This window comes from Streptomyces sp. NPDC003284 (assembly GCF_053589675.1).
The window spans coordinates 86340-103932 of the sequence record NZ_JBSFSI010000014.1 but is presented as its reverse complement, the minus strand read 5'-3'; the positions used below and the strand labels follow the sequence as shown (position 1 = coordinate 103932).

The 17593-nt window shown below is 74.1% G+C and carries 11 protein-coding genes; 4 read left to right on the top strand and 7 right to left on the bottom strand.

The features are described from left to right. Positions 1 to 44 precede the first annotated feature (44 nt). On the top strand, positions 45 to 797 hold the full coding sequence (locus ACWDYF_RS26445) for a response regulator transcription factor (RefSeq protein WP_381744745.1): 753 nt from the start codon (positions 45 to 47) through the stop codon (positions 795 to 797). Further along, positions 794 to 2392 (top strand): sensor histidine kinase, encoded by a 1599-nt coding sequence (locus ACWDYF_RS26440; RefSeq protein ID WP_389471507.1) that lies wholly within the window; start codon positions 794 to 796, stop codon positions 2390 to 2392. Before ACWDYF_RS26445 ends, ACWDYF_RS26440 begins: the two co-directional genes overlap by 4 nt. A 75-nt stretch (positions 2393 to 2467) precedes the next feature. On the opposite strand, the gene ACWDYF_RS26435 is transcribed toward ACWDYF_RS26440, so the two are convergent. Further along, positions 2468 to 3475 carry a bile acid:sodium symporter family protein gene (locus ACWDYF_RS26435; protein WP_381744747.1) on the bottom strand — a complete coding sequence of 336 codons (1008 nt, stop codon included), beginning with the start codon at positions 3473 to 3475 and terminating at the stop codon, positions 2468 to 2470. Positions 3476 to 3831: 356 nt separating this feature from the next. Between ACWDYF_RS26435 and ACWDYF_RS26430 the strand changes: the two genes are divergently transcribed. After that, a complete protein-coding gene (locus ACWDYF_RS26430) occupies positions 3832 to 7788 on the top strand; it encodes a glycoside hydrolase family 2 TIM barrel-domain containing protein (protein ID WP_389471503.1) in 3957 nt (1318 codons plus the stop codon). On the opposite strand, the gene ACWDYF_RS26425 is transcribed toward ACWDYF_RS26430, so the two are convergent. The 6 genes from ACWDYF_RS26425 to ACWDYF_RS26400 all read right to left on the bottom strand — a co-directional run bounded on the left by ACWDYF_RS26425 (position 7778) and on the right by ACWDYF_RS26400 (position 15052). Further along, positions 7778 to 9100, bottom strand: coding sequence for an MFS transporter (locus ACWDYF_RS26425; protein ID WP_389471500.1), 1323 nt, complete (start codon positions 9098 to 9100; stop codon positions 7778 to 7780). The genes ACWDYF_RS26430 and ACWDYF_RS26425 overlap by 11 nt on opposite strands. Beyond that, entirely contained in the window at positions 9078 to 9629 is a 552-nt protein-coding gene (locus ACWDYF_RS26420; RefSeq protein WP_018566546.1) for a GNAT family N-acetyltransferase, read from the bottom strand. Before ACWDYF_RS26420 ends, ACWDYF_RS26425 begins: the two co-directional genes overlap by 23 nt. A 1-nt stretch (position 9630) precedes the next feature. Further along, complete coding sequence (locus tag ACWDYF_RS26415) at positions 9631 to 10896, bottom strand: type III PLP-dependent enzyme (RefSeq protein ID WP_389471496.1); 1266 nt, start codon at positions 10894 to 10896, stop codon at positions 9631 to 9633. Beyond that, positions 10893 to 12239, bottom strand: coding sequence for a DUF6271 family protein (locus tag ACWDYF_RS26410; protein ID WP_389471494.1), 1347 nt, complete (start codon positions 12237 to 12239; stop codon positions 10893 to 10895). Before ACWDYF_RS26410 ends, ACWDYF_RS26415 begins: the two co-directional genes overlap by 4 nt. Further along, complete coding sequence (locus tag ACWDYF_RS26405) at positions 12236 to 13267, bottom strand: phytanoyl-CoA dioxygenase family protein (RefSeq protein WP_389471490.1); 1032 nt, start codon at positions 13265 to 13267, stop codon at positions 12236 to 12238. The genes ACWDYF_RS26410 and ACWDYF_RS26405 overlap by 4 nt, the downstream gene beginning before the upstream one ends. Before the next feature lie 294 nt (positions 13268 to 13561). Further along, the gene (locus ACWDYF_RS26400) at positions 13562 to 15052 is read right to left on the bottom strand and encodes a glycoside hydrolase family 3 protein (RefSeq protein WP_389471488.1); all 1491 of its coding nucleotides are present in this window, start codon (positions 15050 to 15052) and stop codon (positions 13562 to 13564) included. Between the two features lie 1192 nt (positions 15053 to 16244). Here ACWDYF_RS26400 and ACWDYF_RS26395 point away from each other — a divergent pair. After that, entirely contained in the window at positions 16245 to 17534 is a 1290-nt protein-coding gene (locus tag ACWDYF_RS26395; RefSeq protein WP_389471486.1) for an AAA family ATPase, read from the top strand. The last annotated feature ends 59 nt before the right edge of the window (positions 17535 to 17593 follow it).

The following is a 17593-nucleotide window of genomic DNA, read 5'->3' as shown; positions in this document are numbered from 1 at the left end:
CCCGGCCCCGCTCCCGCCCCGTCCGTATCCCGAGGTGCCAGCACGTGACCGACCCGCACAGCTCACCGCGCACGTCCGCCGCCGGGCACACGGTCCTGGTGGTGGAGGACGACGCCAGCATCCGCGCCCTGCTCACCTCCGCGCTCGGCGTGGCCGGATACGCCGTGGCGAGCGCGGCCAGCGGACAGGAGGCCATGGCCGAGGCCGCGGGCCGCCGTCCCCATCTGATCGTCCTGGACGTCGTGCTGCCCGACACCGACGGCTTCCGGCTCACCCGCGAGCTGCGCGCACAGGGCGTGTACACCCCGGTGCTGTTCCTCACCGCACGGACCGGGGTCGAGGACCGGATCATCGGCCTCAGCTCGGGCGGCGACGACTACGTCACCAAGCCCTTCCACGTCCAGGAGGTGCTGCTGCGCATCCGCGCCATCCTGCGCCGCAGCAACGCCCCCGCCTCCACCACCGGCAGCAGCCCGCCCCTGCGCTACGCCGACCTCACCCTGGACGAGGCCACCCGCGACGTACGGCGCGCCGGCCATCCGCTGAAGCTCTCGCCCACCGAGTTCCGGCTGCTGGCCTGTCTGCTGGCCCACCCCGAACGGGTGCTGGAGAAGGCCGAGATCCTCCAGCAGGTCTGGCGCTACGACTTCTCCGGCGACACCCGCATCGTCGACACCTACATCAAGAACCTGCGCCGCAAGGTGGACCGCTTTCCTCCCGCGCTGATCCACACCGTGCGCGGGGTCGGCTACTGCCTGCGGCTGCCGCGCGACGACACGCGCGCGGCCGGCCGGTGAGAGGGCTGCGCCGGCTGCGCCCGCGGTCCCTGCGCAGCCGCCTCGTGCTGCTCTCCTGTCTGCTGGCCACCGGCGCCGTCCTGCTGTGCCAGCTCGCCGGGCTGACGGTCCTGCGCGGCTGGCTCACCGACCAGGTGGACCACCGGCTCTCCCACTTCCGCCCCCCGGACGGGGTCTACGCGGACCTGGCCGCCGGTACAGCGCCACGGCCGCCCCGCCCGGACGACGCGCTGCCCTCGGACTACCGCGTCTACTTCTACGACACCGGCGGCAACCTGCTGCCCGCGTCGCTGGGCAGCGACGACGGGCCCGGACCCCGGCTGCCGCGGCACGCGGCGGAACTGGATCTGCCGGCCGGGCGCCCGAGCACCGTCGCGGCCGAGGACGGGTCCCCGGGCTCCGGCTGGCGCGTGATCGCCTACCCCGGGCCCGACCGGATGCGCACCGTCGTGGCCCTGCCGCTGGACACCGTGGACGGCGCCACCGCGAAACTCCTCTGGCTGAGCCTCGGTCTCGGCGCCGCCGTCGCCGTCACGGTCGGCGCCCTCGGCAGCAGCGCCGTCCGGCTCGGGCTGCGCCCGCTGACCCGCGTCGAGCACACCGCCCAGCGCATCACCGAGGGCGCCCTGGAACTCAATGTCCCGGTGGCCGAACCGGACACCGAGGTCGGCCGGCTCGGCCGGGCCCTGAACACCATGCTCGACCGTCTGCGCACCGCCCTGCACCGCACGGAGACCTCCGAGGCGCGGCTGCGCCACTTCATGGCGGACGCCGGGCACGAGCTGCGCACCCCGCTCACCGCCATCCAGGGGTTCGCCGAACTCCTCCTCGACGAACCCGGCATGTCCGACCGGAGGCGCCAGGAGGCGCACGCTCTGATCGCGCACAACGCCGACCGCATGAGCCGGCTCGTCGACGACCTGTTCCTGCTCGCCAAGCTCGGTGACGCCCCGGTGGCGCACCGGGAACCGGTCGACCTGCTCTCCCTCGCGGCCGACGCCATCGCCACCACCGCGGTACGCCACCCCCACCGGGCCATCGCCCTGGAACCGCTCGTGACCCGTCCCGCCGAGGCCGAACACGCCCTGGACGTCATCGAGGCGCCCGGCGACCCGCACCAGCTGGCACAGGTCGTGGGCAATCTGCTCTCCAACGCCTGTGTCCACACACCCGCGGGCAGCGGCGTGCGGGTCCGGGTCGGCGCCACCCGCGCCGACGCCGGGGGGACCCTCGGCAGCGGCCGGAGGCTGCCGCCCGGCAGCCCCGTCTGTGTCGTCGAGGTCGCGGACGACGGCCCCGGCATCCGCCCCGACGAGGCCCCGCACGTCTTCGAACGCTTCTTCCGCGCGACCCCGCCCGGCCCCTGCGGGGGAGCGGCCACCGGGCCCGGCGCCGAACCGGGGTCCGGCCTCGGGCTCGCCATCGCCGCCGCCATCGCGGCGGCGCACGGCGGACGCCTCGAACTGGACAACCGGCCCGGCCGCGGCTGCACCTTCCGGTTGCTGCTGCCGGACGCCACGGCCCCGGCGGGCCGCGCCGACGAGCCGACCGACGAGCTTGCCGACGAGCAGGCCGACGAGCCGTGGCACGGCTGACCTGTCCCTCCTGGCCTCCGTCCCGGCGTCCGCCGCCGGAGCGGACGCCAGGAGGGACGGGTCAGCCGCGGGGCATCATCCCTCGGCGGCCGCTGCCGCGCGGGGGGTGCGCCGGGCCATCCACGCGGCGACCAGCGCGCCGGAGATGTTGTGCCAGACGGAGAAGACGGCGGCGGGCAGGGCGGCCAGCGGGCTGAAGTGGGCGGTGGCGAGCGAGGCGGCGAGGCCGGAGTTCTGCATGCCGACCTCGAAGGCCATCGCGCGGGAGGCGGGGCGGCCGAGCCGGGTGAGCCGGCCGCAGCCGTAGCCGAGGGCGAGCCCGCAGCCGTTGTGCAGCACGACCGCCAGCAGGACGGTGAGGGCGGCGGACTTCAGGGCGTGCGCGCTGCCCGCGACGACCACCGCGACGATCGCGGCGATGGCCAGCGAGGACAGCCACGGCATGGCGCCGAGCACCCGGCCGATGTACCGCCCGGCGACCAGGCGCACCACCACACCGCCGAGCACGGGCAGCAGCACCGTCTTGAGGATGTCGGTCACCATCGAGCCCGCGTCGACGGGCAGGTACTGGCCCGCGAGCAGCAGGGTGAGCGGCGGGGTCAGCAACGGGGCCAGCACGGTGGAGACGGTCGCCACGGAGACCGACAGGGCCACGTCGCCGCGGGCCAGGTAGGTGACCACGTTGGAGGCGGTGCCGCTGGGCGCGCAGCCGACGAGGATGACACCGGCGGCGAGCGCGGGCGACAGGTGCAGCAGGTGCGCGATCAGCCAGCCGAGTCCCGGCATGATCACGTAGTGGGCGGCCAGACCGAGCAGGACCACCCAGGGCCGTCGCGCCACGCCCTTGAAGTCCTCCAGGGACATGGTGAGCCCCATGCAGAACATGATCACGCCGAGCAGATAGGGCACGTCGGTGCCGTATCCGGCGAAGGTGCCGGGGAAGGCGAGACCGGCGGCGCCCGCGGCGATGACGAGGACGGGGAAGACGGTGACGGCCCGGCGGGCGGCGCGGTCGGCAGGGGAGGTCCCGGCCGGGGGCGTGGGGGTACCGGTGGGGGCGGTCGGGGTGTCTGGGCTGCGCATAAGACGCATGTAAATACCATGTATCAATATGCGGCAACGCTGTCTCATTATCCGGACGTCGTGGCGGGGTGGGCCGATACGCTTCCGGCCGTTCATCAAGAACGAACACAGTCCGACAGCATCATTGCCTCGGTTGCGTCCGGGTCCTAGGGTGTGCCTGGTTCCACAGCCCCCTCTGCCACCAGCGTCAGCGATCTGTACCGGCGTCAACTTCCGTTCGACATACCGACATCGCTCCTGTCGCCGACCCGGCGACCGACGAAAGCTCGTGTTCGGTTTACCAACAGCATCGGACAGTTGCCGGCGCTCCGCTCCCCACGGCGGCGCACTGTCCAGCATCGAGGAAGGCCATGGTCATGCAGCACCCGCACCCGCCCGCCGCGCACGGTCCCGCCCGGCCGGTCGTCAGCCGCCGCCGTCTGATCGGAGCGGGAGCCGCGGTCCTCGGAGCCTTCGCCGTGCCCGCGCTCCCGGGCCCGGCGTCCGCGGCCGCCGCCGACGGGCCGACGGCCACCGGCACGGAGTGGAACGGCCACATCGACGTCTTCCGGCTCGGGACCGAGCCCCCGCACACCACGCTCATGCCCTACGCCGACACGGACCAGGCCCTCAGGGCCGACCGCACCCGCTCGCCCTACCGGCAGAGCCTCGACGGGACCTGGCGTTTCGCCTGGTCGGCCCGCCCCGACCAGGGCGACGACACCTTCTACCGCACCGACCTGGACGACTCCTCCTGGGACACCCTCCCCGTCCCCTCCGTGTGGCAGACGCACGGCCACGACTTCCCGATCTACGTCAACATCACCTACCCCTACTGGGGAGCCAACGGCCTGGGCGAGGAGCCACAGCCGCCCGCCGCGCCCACCCGCTACAACCCCGTGGGCCGCTACCGGCGCACCTTCACCGTGCCGCGCGACTGGGCGGGGCGGCGGACGTTCCTGCACTTCGAAGGGGTCAAGTCCGCGCACTACGTGTGGATCAACGGCAAGCCGGCGGGCTACCACGAGGACTCGTACACCCCCGCCGAGTACGACATCACGCCGTACCTGGAGCCGGGCACCAACCAGATCGCCGTCGAGGTGTACCGCTACTCGGACGGCGACTGGCTGGAGGACCAGGACATGATCCGGGTGAGCGGGATCTTCCGCTCGGTCTACCTGTACTCCACGCCCGCCGTCCATCTGCGCGACTTCAGGCTGGAGACCCCGCTGCGCGACGGATACACCGCCGCCGACCTGGCGGTGACCGCGAGCGTACGGGCCTACGGCGGCGCGCACGAGGGCCGGTACACCGTGGAGACCCAGCTGTACGACCCGCGCGGCCACGCCGTCTGGCCGCGCCCGCTGGAGCAGAGCGCGGACCTCGGCTCGGTGCCCGCCGGACAGGACGTGACGGTGCACGCCTCCCGGGCCGTCCCCGCGCCCCGGCTGTGGTCGGCCGAGCACCCCGAGCTGTACACCGCCGTGCTGCGGCTGCGCGACCCGGCGGGCAAGGTGACCGAGACCCTCTCGCACCGGGTGGGCCTGCGCGAGTTCGCCCTGCGGGACGGGCTGATGCGCATCAACGGCAGGCCCGTCTCCCTGCGCGGCACCAACCGCCACGAGATGCACCCCGACCGCGGCACGGCACTGACCCGCGCGGACATGGCCGAGGACATCCGGACCATCAAGCGGCTGAACATGAACAGCGTCCGCACCTCGCACTACCCCAACAACCCGCACTGGCTCGAACTGGCCGACGAGTACGGGCTGTACCTGGTGGGCGAGACCAACCTGGAGACACACGGCATCCGCGACCGGTTCCCCGGCGACCACGCCGACTGGACCCGTGCCTGCGTCGCCCGCGCGCAGAACATGGTGCACCGCGACAAGAACCACGCCTGCGCCGTCATCTGGTCCCTGGGCAACGAGGCGGGCGGCGGCAGCACCTTCGTCGCCATGCACGACTGGATCCGCTCCTACGACACCACCAGAGTCATCCAGTACGAGGGCGACGACCGGCCGGGGATCAGCGACATCCGCTCCGCCATGTACGAGAGCCCCGCCCGCGTCGAGCAGCGCGCAGCGGACACGGGCGACACCCGGCCGTACGTGATGATCGAGTACTGCCACGCGATGGGGAACTCGAACGGCAACCTCAAGAAGTACTGGGACGTCGTCCGCCGCCACGACGTGCTCCAGGGCGGCTGGATCTGGGACTTCGTCGACCAGGGCCTCAACTGGCCCACTCCTGAACGCACGTCGCTGACCGAGACGGGACCCGCCGGGCTCACCGGCGAGGTGCTGCCGGCCCACGCGGGCTTCACCCGCGGCGAGGGCGTCTCCGGCACCACCGTCTTCGCCCGTGACGACCGCCTCGACCTCACCGGCTCCCTCACCCTGGAGGCGTGGATCACCCCGCGCGTGACCGGCTACCACCAGCCGCTGATCGCCAAGGGCGACACCCAGTACGCGCTGAAACAGACCGACTCCCGGCTGGAGTTCTTCATCCACGCCGCCGGGCAGTGGATCACCGCGAGCTGGGAACTGCCGGACGGCTGGACCGGGACCGAGCACCACGTCGCCGGTGTCTTCGACGACCGGGCCGGCACCCTCACCCTGTACGCCGACGGCGCGGCCCGCGCCACCCGGGCCACCACCGTGCGGCCCGGCTCCACCACGTCGCCGCTCGCGCTCGGCGGCGACGTGGACAACCCGACCCGCGCGTTCAGCGGCACCATCCGCCGGGCCCGGGTGTACGCCCGTGCCCTGAGCGCGGCCGAACTCGCCTCCGACGCGCGCACACCGGGCGACGAGGGCGTACGGTTCTGGTTCGACGCCGCCACCGCCGGGGTGCGCCGCGAGCGGCCCGGGGAGCGGACGTTCCTCGCCTACGGCGGCGACTGGGGGGACAACCCGAACGACGGCAACTTCCAGGCCGACGGGATCGTCACCGCCGACCGCGGCCACACCGGCAAGGCGGCCGAGGTCAAGCGGATCTACCAGGCGATCGGCGTGAGCCCGGCCGCGGGCGCCGGGGCGCGCGCCTCCGGGGCCCCTTCCTCCGGGACGCTCACCTCCGGGGCGCTCACCCTCACCAACGAGTACCTGTTCACCAACCTCCGCGAATTCGACGCGGGTTGGACGCTGGTGGCGGACGGGAAGGCGGTGCGCCGCGGCAGGCTGACCCGCGCGCAGCTCGACGTGGCCCCGCTGTCCCGCAAGGACATCACCGTGCCCCTCGTCCTGCCCGCCGCACCCGCCCCGGGCACCGAGTACTTCCTCGAACTCTCCTTCACCACAAGGGAGTCCACCCCATGGGCGGACGCCGGGTTCGAGGTGGCCAAGGCACAGCTCCCCGTCGACGCGGGCAGCCCGGCCGTCACCCCGCGGCCGCTGGAGAGCGTCCCGGCCCTGCGTCACCGGGACGACGGACGCACGATCACCGTCACCGGCCGGGACTTCTCCGTGACCGTCGACCGGAGCACCGGCGTCATCACCTCCTACGAGGCCCGCGGTCGCCGCCTGATCAGCTCGGGACCCGTACCGAACTTCTGGCGGGCCCCCACCGACAACGACCGCGGCAACGGCCAGCACACCCGCAACCAGACCTGGCGCGACGCGGGCGCCCGCCGCGCGGTGACCGGCGTCGCCGTACGGGCCCTGGGCGAGCGGGCCGTGGAGATCGCGGTCACCGGCACCCTGCCCACCACCGTCGCCTCGGCCTACACCACGACGTACACCGTGTTCGGCAACGCCGAGATCAAGGTGGACAACACCGTGCACCCGGGCGCGGCGAGCCTGCCCTACCTGCCGGAGGTCGGCACGCTGCTGCTCCTGCCGGGCCGCCTGGAGCACCTCCACTACTACGGGCGCGGCCCCGAGGAGAACCACTGGGACCGCAACGACGGCACCGATGTCGGGCTGTACTCCGGGACCGTGTCCGGCCAGTGGACCCCGTACATCCGCCCGCAGGAGAACGGCAACAAGACCGACGTCCGCTGGGTCGCGCTGACCGACGGCGACGGCAACGGCCTGCTCGCCTCCGGCGAACCGCTGCTGGAGTTCAACGCCTCGCACTTCACCCCGGAGGACCTGTCGCTCGGCGCGCGCCACGACTACCAGCTCACCGCGCGCGAGGAGGTCGTCCTGCGGCTGAACCACCGCCAGATGGGCGTGGGCGGCGACAACAGCTGGGGCGCGCACACCCATGACGAGTACAAGCTGCTCGCCGACCGCGACTACCGCTACACCTACCGGCTGCGTCCGCTGAGCGGTGTGCGCGGTGCGACCGGCGCGTCCCGCCGGCCGACCGCGACGACACTCAGGGAGTGAGGCCCTCGGCGACCGGCCGGTCCTCGGCCGCCCGCGGCTCGCCGGCCACCGGGCGGTCACCGGCCGCCCGGTCGTCCGCAGCCGCCGCCGGGGCGGCCGGGGCGTGGGTGCTCCAGCTGATCCGGGTGCCCGCGAGGGAGACGATCAGCGCCGAGACCGCCACGGCGGACATGCCGACCACCAGTCCGCCCCAGCCCGCGATGAAGCCGATCAGGGCGGGCCCGATCAGCAGACCGGTGGTGCCCATGGCCGCCACCAGCGCGAGCGCGTCCGAACCGCCCGCGGCGGCGGCCACGTACACGCACGGGGTGACGGCGGCGGCGCCCAGGCCCACACAGGCGAAGCCGAGCAGGGTCGGCACGACACCGCCGGCCAGCAGCGCCAGGGCCAGTCCGACGCCCGCGACGGCGCTCCCGCAGACGACCACGCGGCCGTCGCCCCAGCGGGTGCGCCAGCGGTCGGCGAAGACACGGGCCAGCAGCATCATGACCGAGACGACGGCGATGCCCAGCGGTGCCACGGTCGCCGACGCCTTGGCGATGTCCTTCATGTAGAGCGCGGACCAGTCGTTCATGGCGCCCTCGGTGATGGTGCCGAACACCATGGCGCAGCCCATCCACAGGGTCGCGCGGCCGGGCAGGCTCAGGCCCTTGCGGCGCCGCCCGGCGGGTGCGTCCGCCGCCGCGTCCGCGCCCTCGGCCGCACCGGTCTCCTCCGGTGCCGCCCCCGCGGCCGGTTCGGGCTCGTCGAGCAGACCGCGCCGCGCGCAGGCCAGCAGCACCAGCAGCAGCACGAACGCCACGGCGAAGTGCGCCGTGACGGCCGAGGTCACCAGGTTCACCCCGGAGGCCAGCAGCGCGGCGCCCAGCAGGCCCGCGCTGAAGGTCGCGTGCAACTGGGACATCACCGTGCGCCGGAACCGCTTCTCCAGCGCGGCGCCCTGGGCGTTCATGGCCACGTTCAGCGCGCCGACGGCCACCCCGTCGGCGCAGATGATCACCAGCGCCACGGGGTAGTCCGGCGCCTTCGACAGGGCCGCGAGCAGCACCGCCAGGCACAGCCCGGACAGCAGCGACAGCCGCCGCGAGCCGAGCCGCCGCATGAGGTACGAGACCAGCGGGAAGGACACCGCCGCGCCCACCCCGCAGGCCATCAGCAGCAGGCCCAGCTCCTGTTCGGACAGGTCGAGCCGGCTCTTGAGGGCGGGCAGCCGGCTCGTCCAGGTGGCGTACTGGAAGCCGAGGAAACAGAACAGTGCCGCGACGGCCCACTTGGCGCGGGCCGACTCGTCACGGACGCGGAGCACCGTCATCGGCCCGCTTCTTCCTGTTGGAGGGGCCGCGCACAGGCACCCTGGTGGACATGTACAGCGCGTGGGGGCCGTAGCCGGACGGGACCTCGATGTCGCGGTGCGCCCGGTAGCCGAGCCCGCGCCAGAAGCCTTCGAGTCCGGCGACGGCGACCAGCGACATCCGTTCGAAGCCCCGGTCCGCCGCGACGGCGGTGAGATGCCCGGCCAGCCGGGCGCCCAGGCCCCGGCCGCGCAGGCGCTCGTCCACGACCAGGTCGTGCAGATGCAGGTTGGCGGTGCGGTGGGCGGCCCGCTCCGGTGCGGCCAGGTCGGGGAAGGCCGACTCCGGGTAGGGCAGGGCCAGGACGTACCCGCCGAGCCGGTCGCCCAGGTCGAGCACGAAGCAGGTGCCGGGCGAGACGCGGCCCCGGGACTCCAGCGCGGCCTGCCCCTCGGTGAGGCCGCTTCCGGCGTAGGCCGCCGCCTCCAGGGCGGCGACCCGCGGCCAGTCGGCGTCGGCGAGGGCGCGGACGCGCGGTGCGTGGTCCACGTCAGTCCGTCCCCTCCGGCCCGGCCGCCACCCAGGTGCCCGGCACGGCGTACGCCAGCGTGTCCGCCGTCGTGTCCGCCGGGGCGTCCGGCGCGGTGTCCGTCGTGGCGCAGTCCAGCGGGCGGAAGCCGTTGAAGCCCTGGGTCATGTAGCTGGTGGCGTAGGCACCGGCGGACAGGATCCAGACCGGGTCGCCGGAGGCGAGGTCCTCGGGCACCGGCGTCCGGTGGCCGTCCGCGCCGTAGGTGTCGTCGCTGTCGCACGTCGGGCCCGCGACCACCGCGGGCACCAGCGGAGCGCCGGTGCGGCCGGGGAAGACCAGCCGGTGGCAGAGCTGGTCCATCTCGTAGAGGCCGTTGAACTTGCCGCAACTGAGGTAGAGCCAGCGGGCGGTGGCGCCGCCGGGCTGCCGCCGGGTGGTCAGCCGGTACACGTGCGCGCGGACCGCGCCGTGGTCGGCGACCAGGTGCCGGCCGGGCTCCATGACGAAGTCCAGGGGCACGGGACTGGTCTCGCGCAGCCGCTCCATGCCCTCCCGGACGACGGCGAACATCTTGTCCAGGGGCGGGTCGAGCCGCTGGCCGTGCCGGTCGAGATAGCCGAGCGCGGGCAGCCCGCCGCCCAGGTTGACGAGATCGGGCACGATGCCCCGCGCGGCGAGCGCCGTCAGCACGTCGGCGAGGGTGTCGAACGCGTCCCGCCACGCCTCCGCCGTCATCTGCTGCGAGCCGACGTGCACGGACAGCCCGGCGGGGACGAGACCCGCCGCGCGGGCCGTCTCCAGCACCCGCACCGCGTCCTCGGCCGAGCAGCCGAACTTGCGGCTCAGCCCCCACAGCGCGCCCTGGCCGGTGGTGGACAGCCGGCAGAAGACACGGGAGCCGGGGGCGTGCGCGGCGAGGGCCGCCACGTCCTGGACGCTGTCGGTGGCGAAGGTGCGCACACCCAGGCGGTACGCCTCGGCGACGGCCGCGTCGGACTTCACGGTGTTGCCGTAGTGGATCCGCTCCGGGGGCACGCCCCGGGCGAGGCCCTGCTCGATCTCGGCGGGGCTCGCCGCGTCGAATCCGGCGCCCTCCCGGGCGAGGCAGTCCAGCACCTCGTCGACCGGGCACGCCTTCACCGCGAAGCGCACGCGCACACCGGGGAGTTCGGCCAGCAGGCGCCGGTACTGGTCCCTGATCCCGGCGAGGTCGTAGACGAGGCGGTCCGAGTCCGCGGCGGCCAGGGCGCGGGCCAGCCGCGCCGGTATGTCGTCCGTGCTCACCCGCTGGTGCTCCCGGTCCCGTCGGGCCCGGCCGCGTCCTCGCGGGCCGCGCGCGCGAGCGCCGCCCAGGAGTCGGTCAGCAGGGCGAACTCCTCGATGTCGCGCACGGCCTCGTCGAGCAGCAGCTCGCGCCGTGTGCTCAGCGACTCGGCGAACTGCGCGTACCGGCCGCCGAGTTTGCGGTAGGCGGTGTCGACGCGGTCCAGGCGCCAGCGGTTCTCGTCCCGGTCCAGGCGCGTGCTCTCGCGCAGCAGTCCGGCGACCGCCGCGGGCCGGACCTGCTGGTCGTCGTCGAGCAGGGCGGGGCCCGCGGCGGCCATCCGCTCGTAGACGAAGTGGAAGTAGAGCATGGACAGCAGGAACTTCACGAACCGTGTCTGGTAGGCGTGGAATCCGGCGTCCGTGCGCCGCTCCGGGGTGTAGAAGTTCTCGATGTGCCGGTTGTGCAGCACCCCGGGCAGGGTGGCGTCGTGCACCAGGTGGATGAGGAAGTAGTCGCTGCCGATGGTGCGGGTGGCCGGGGGCAGCGGCACCCGTTCGTACACGGCGCTGCTGAAGGCGATGTTGCACATGTCGACCCGCATGGGGTCGACGAGCGTCAGCGTCGAGCGGTCGCCGGTGAACGGATCGGTCCCGGCGCCCCGGAAGGACTCCTCGACCAGCTCCCGCCGGCTCTCCTCGGACCAGTGGCCGGGCGCCCACAGGCTCACCACGTCGTGGTAGACGGCCGCGTCCAGCTCGGCCATCTCCCCGATGTCCACGGAGAGTTCACCGATGAAGGAGGCACCGGCCATGGAGACGGGACGCCGGGCGAGGGCCGGGTCGAGTACCGTCTCGGACACCAGGTCCGCCACCTGCGCGGCGGGCCGGCCCAGCGCGGCCACCTCGTGGTGGACGGGGAAGACGGGCGCGCCCTCGAAGGTCTGGTAGGCGCTGTCGGAGTCCCTGCGGTGCACCGAGCGGCAGCCGAGGGTGGCGGCGATCAGGAACACCCGGTCGGTGCAGGCGCCGTAGGAGACGTCGTCCGGCAGCAGCAGCGACAGCAGCCGGTCGGCGTCGGCACATCCGGAGCGTTCGATCACGCGCCGCAGGAAGACCCGCTGCCGTTCCTCGTCGAGGTGGTGGGTGACCACACCCGGCGCGGCGGGCAGCGCGGCCAGGACACGGGCGTGCTCGGCGCGGGTCGGCTCGTCGCACGAGTCGAGCACGAGCAGGTGGACCTCGACGCCGAAGTGCCCGGCCGCGTGGGCGGCTTCGGCGGCGACGGCCGCGAGGGCGGGGGAGCACGCCCTGTTGGTGGGCAGGGCCAGGCAGATCCGCTCGGGTGCGCTCGGCCCGGTCACTCGGCGTCCTCGCGTCCGCTCCAGGAGTCCAGCCCGAGCAGCTTGCGGCCCAGGCCGTTCAGGGTGGCCGGGCCGTACCGATCGGCCTCGGGCCGGACGGCGTGGCCGAGCAGCGTCGGGTTCCAGTCCGGGGTGCTGAGCGTGCGCCACGACTCCACGCGCGAGCGGCGCAGCTGCTCGTGCTCCTCCAGCGCGGGCATCATGGAGAGGTACTGTGCGGCGCGCACGCCCTGCTCGGAGACATTGGGCGCCACCCCGTGCGCCAGCAGCCCGTTGAAGATGAGCAGGTCACCGGCGCGCAGTTCGGGCCGGACCACCGGGAAGTCGGCGCGGTCGACGGCCGGCCGGATCGGGTCGCGGTCCTGCGGCTGCTCGATCCGCCACTGTTCGAACCGGCGGAACAGCTCGGGCGCGCACTGGAAGCCGCCGAGCGCCGCGTCGGTGTCGTTGAGGGCGAGGATGCCCTGCACCCGCTGCGGCAGCACACCGAGCGTGGTGTCGACGTCCCAGTGCAGCTCGATGTCGAAGCCCTCGTCGGTGGGGGCGATCAGCGAGCGCGAACGGTTGCCCCGGTTGGGCGGGTTGAGGTTGAGCCGGTCGAGGGTGACCCACAGCTCCTCGCAGTCCCACACGTCCACGAAGGCGTCGTAGACCCGCTGGTCCTGCCGGTTGTCCCACAGGAGCTGGTGGTGGTACGCCTCGACGAAGCCGTACACATGCAGGTCGCGGTCCAGGTCCGAGCGGAACTCGCGCTCCTCGTACCAGGTGTCGGGGCGGTCCGGGTCCAGGCCCTGGAACTCCCAGGCGAACTCCAGCAGGCTCTTGGCCGCGCCCGGCGAGACGGCGTCGCGGACGACGACGTAGCCGTAGGTCTGCCAGAAGGCGAAGTCCTCCTCGGACAGCACGCGCAGCGGCCGGGACTTCTCGATGTCGCGCAGCGGTGTCTGGGCGAGGTAGGTCTCGCCGTCCGGGCTGAAGTAGGGGCGGGCCGAGGGAGCGCGATGCAGATACGGGGCGGATTCCGGCATGGGATCACTCCAGGGCGTGTGGTGCGTGCGGGGCCGAACGGCCGGAACTCGGTTCTGCGCGGGGGTCGTTGGGCGCGCTGGTCGAACCGAGGCCCTCCCAAGGTGGACTAGACCATTTGTGGTGTCAACGCGGGTCTGCCGAAGCTGCCCCCAAGTGCCTGTGAAGTGCCGGTCGTCGGCCGCGCCCCTGCGGAACTGCCGGTACGCCGAAGGGCGGCGCGGAGGGACCGCGCCGCCCTGGTGAGGTGTTCCGCCGCCGGGTGTGCCGGGCGGCGGTGGACCGGCCGGTGCCGGTCAGCCCGCGACGATGCGCTCGGCTGCGGCCACCCCGCAGACGCGGGCCGCGCCGTGTGTGGCGATGTGCACGGCGCCGCGCGCGGGGGACTGCGGGACGCCCATCTCCACCACGATCGTGTCCGGGCGGGCGGCCAGCAGCGTGTCCAGGGCCGACCGCATCCACGGGTGCCGGTGCTCGTCGCGCACCACGGCCACGATCCGGTGCTCGCCCGCCGCCTTCAGGGCCGCGGCCCCGGCGTCCGGGCCGGCCTCCGCGTCGGTGAAGGTGCCGGTCGTGGTGCCCGGCAGCAGCCGCTCCAACTCGGTGTCGACCCCCCAGGGCGTCTCGTGTCCGACGGCGATGTTCGGGGCCGGGTTGAACGTGGCGACGTAGACCGGCGCGTCCACGCGGGCCGCCTCGCCGGTGACGGCCAGCGCGCGGCGGGCGGCGACGAGCCCCACCTCCTCGTCGGCCGCGACATCGGTCTCGGCGCGGACCCGCGCCGTCCAGTGGGCCAGCTCGCGCACCCGCCGCGCGGCGTCCGCCAGCCGCTCCTCGGACAGTTCGCCCCCGCGCACGGCGGCGACCAGCGCGTCGCGCATGTTCAGCACGGTGGCCTCGTCGTGCAGTCCGCCGCCGACGCAGATCGCGTCCGCGCCCGCCTCGATGGCCAGTACGACACCACGCTCCAGGCCGTAGGCGCGCGAGATGGCCTGCATCTCGATGCCGTCGGTCACGATCAGCCCGTCGTAGCCGAGTTCACCGCGCAGCAGCTCGACGAGGATCCGGTGCGAGAGGGTGCCGGGGCGCTCCGGGTCGAGGGCGGGCACCAGGATGTGCGCGCTCATGACGGCCCGGGTACCGGCCTCGATGGCGGCGCGGAACGGCACCAGTTCGCGCTTGTACAGCGTCTCGGCGTCGACGTCGATGCGCGGTATCGCGTGGTGCGAGTCGACGTTGGTGTCGCCGTGGCCGGGGAAGTGCTTGGTGCAGGCGGCGACGCCGCTGGACTGCATGCCGCGCACATAGGCGGCGGTGTGCCGGGCCACCAGGTCGGTGTCGGCGCCGAAGGCCCGTACGCCGATGACGGGGTTGCCCGGGTCGGCGTTGACGTCGGCGGACGGCGCCCAGTTGAGGTTGACGCCGCACTCCGCGAGGCGGCGGCCCAGCTCGCGTGCGACGCGCCGGGTGAGGTCCGTGTCGTCGACCGCGCCGAGCGCGTGGTTGCCCGGGAAGGCGGAACCCGTCCGCACGTCCAGCCGGGTGACGTCACCGCTCTCCTCGTCGATCGCGACCAGGAGATCGTCCTTCTGCGCGCGCAACCGCGCGGTCAGCTCGGCCACTTGGCCGACGGTGGCGACATTGCGTCCGAACAGGGCGACGGCGGCCAGGCCCTCGTCGATCCTGCGGTGCACCCAGTCGGGCGCCGTGGTGCCGGCGAAACCCGGCTGAAGCACCGCGAGGGCGTCGCGGGACAGGGACTCGTTGCCGGTGGCACTCATGGTCATCGGGGGCGTCATCCTTTCGCGGCGCCGTCGCTCGGACCGCGCTCACAGCCTTGCCTTGCGGGGTGGGGCGACCGGCCGGAACGGCGCCCCCGAACGGGCGGCCGCCCGGTCGTCGGCATCGTCCCGGTCGTCGCCGGGGACGGCGCCGGCACGGTCTCCTCGCGGACGTGCGGCAGGGCCCCCTCCTACAGGTCGTGCGCCGGTGTACGCCTGTCGGCGGGGCCCGTTGCGCAGCACCGTCGGATCGGTGCACGGGGCCCGGCACCGATTGGTGTAGACCTTCACCGGCGAGCTTGGCCTAGACTTTTACCCGGCGTCAAGGAGGTCCGACCACCGGGAATCCGTTGTCGCGGCCGGTCGTGCACCGCTGTGCCCGAAGGGGCACAGCCGACCCGTGGTTCACTCAACTGGACTGGACCAATGGCGGGTTGGGGGCTATAACGGGAGGCCGTTGAGGCGGCCGGGAAGGCGGGCCGCGGCCAACGATGTCATCGGCGCCCGGTGCGCGGCCTGCCACGGCCGTGCCGCTCGGGTGCCCGAACGCAACCGCAAGAGCAGCACGTTCTGAACGACGGAGGCGCTGGTGCCCCGCTTACGCAGGCCCGCCGAACCATGGCTCGCCCTCCGGCCCGCCCCCTCGCGCACCGCCGCCCGGCAGACGCCGGGCGACCGCGCGGGCGGCCGCCGGCCACGGCCCGCCCGCACCCCCGGGATCCCCGGCACGTACGAGGCTCCCGGCACCCCCGGAGCCGCTCCCGGCACCCCCGGAACCCGCGTCACGCGCGCGGCCCCCGCGCCGTCCGGGACGGTGCCGCACCGGTCGGCGCGCCGCCGCCCCGGCCCGCACCGGCGGCCCCCCGCCCCCGTATCGCCGCACACCCCGCCCGCCGAGCACCACGGCACCCGCCCGGCCGCGCCCGGACCGGTCGCCGCGCCCGCCCTCACGGCACCGCCCGCGCCCCGCCCCGCGCGCGACGGCGGCACCCCGCGGGTGCGGTCCAGCCATGCCCGGTCTCGCCCCCGCCACCGCGCCCGCACGGCGCCCTGACGAACCGCCCGCCGCCGAACCACCGCCGCGCCCCCCCCACGCCCTTGCCCGCGCGCCCTCCCCCCCTCCCGGCTCACCGACTTCCGCACCCCACGACACACCGATCCAGAGATGTCATGACAAGCACGACGAGATGGACATGACGTGACCGACACCATCACCCTGGACGCGCTCGCGGCGACCCTGGTCGACGCACGGGAGGCGGCCTGCCTCACCCAGGAGGACCTGGCCCGCCGGTCCGGGCTGAGCGTCCGGGCCATCCGCAATCTGGAGACCGGCCACACCGCACGCCCCCGCAAGCAGTCCCTGCGCCTGCTCGCCCAGGCCCTCGGTCTGCCACCCGGCGAGGTCGGACACCTGCTGCGCACCCCCCGTCCCGAGCCGCGCCCCGCACCACGGCCCGCGGCCCTGTCCGCCGAACTCCCCGCGGCCCCCCGCCCCCGGCTGGCCGGCCGGCAGCCGCTCGTCGACTCCCTGCGCGCCCATCTCTCGGCCCGTGAACGCCCCGACCACCAGCGGCTCGCGGTCGTGGTCGGACCGCCCGGAGCCGGGAAGACCTCCCTGATCCTGCGCGCCGCCCACGGCCTGCGCGACCGGTTCCCGGACGGGCAGATCTTCGTCGACCTGCACCCGCCGGCCTCCGCCCCGCTCACCCCCGACCGGCTCGTCCGCCGCGTGCTGCGGTCGCTCGGCGGCACCCCCGCCCCGGACGGCCCCGAGGAGGCGGGCGCACGGCTGCGGGACATGCTCAGCAGGCGCCGGGTGCTCGTCGTCCTCGACAACGCCGACACCGAGGCACAGGTACGCCCCCTGCTCGTGGACGACGTGCGCAGCGCTGTCCTGGTGGCCGCCCGCCGCGAACTGTCCGCGCTGCCGGGGCAGTTCGCGCACCATGTGAGGGAACTCGGCCGCGCCGATGCCCACCAGATGCTGGAGGACCTCGTGGGCGCCGCCCGCACCCGGGCCGAACGCCCGGCCGCCACCGCTGTCGTCGAGTTCTGCGCCCGGCTGCCGCTGGCCCTGCACATCGCCGGTCTGTGGCTCTCCACCCGTCCCCACCGCTCGCTGCGCGACCTCGCCCACCGCCTGGCCGACGAGGAGCAGCGGATCCGCTTCCTGCGCGTCGGCGACCTGTCGCTCCAGGACAGCGTCGCCGCCTACCACCGGGCACTGCCCGCGCACATCGCCGCCCCGCTGCACCGACTCGTCGACCTGCGCGGAGACTTCGGCACCGCGGAGGTGATGGCCCGCGTCACCCCGTCCAGGGAGCACGCGGTGGACCTCCTGGACGAACTGCTCTACCGCCAGGTCACCCACGTCAGCGGCACCGGCGACGACGGGGGAGGGACCCGCTACCGGCTGCACGACGCCGTCCGCCTCTACACCGCCCACTGCGTCCCCGGACCACCGGGCCTGCACGTCCCGGCGGCCTAGGCACTGTCCGGCGGATCTCCGCGCCCACCAGGGGCTTCGGATGCCTGCCTGCCCGTCGG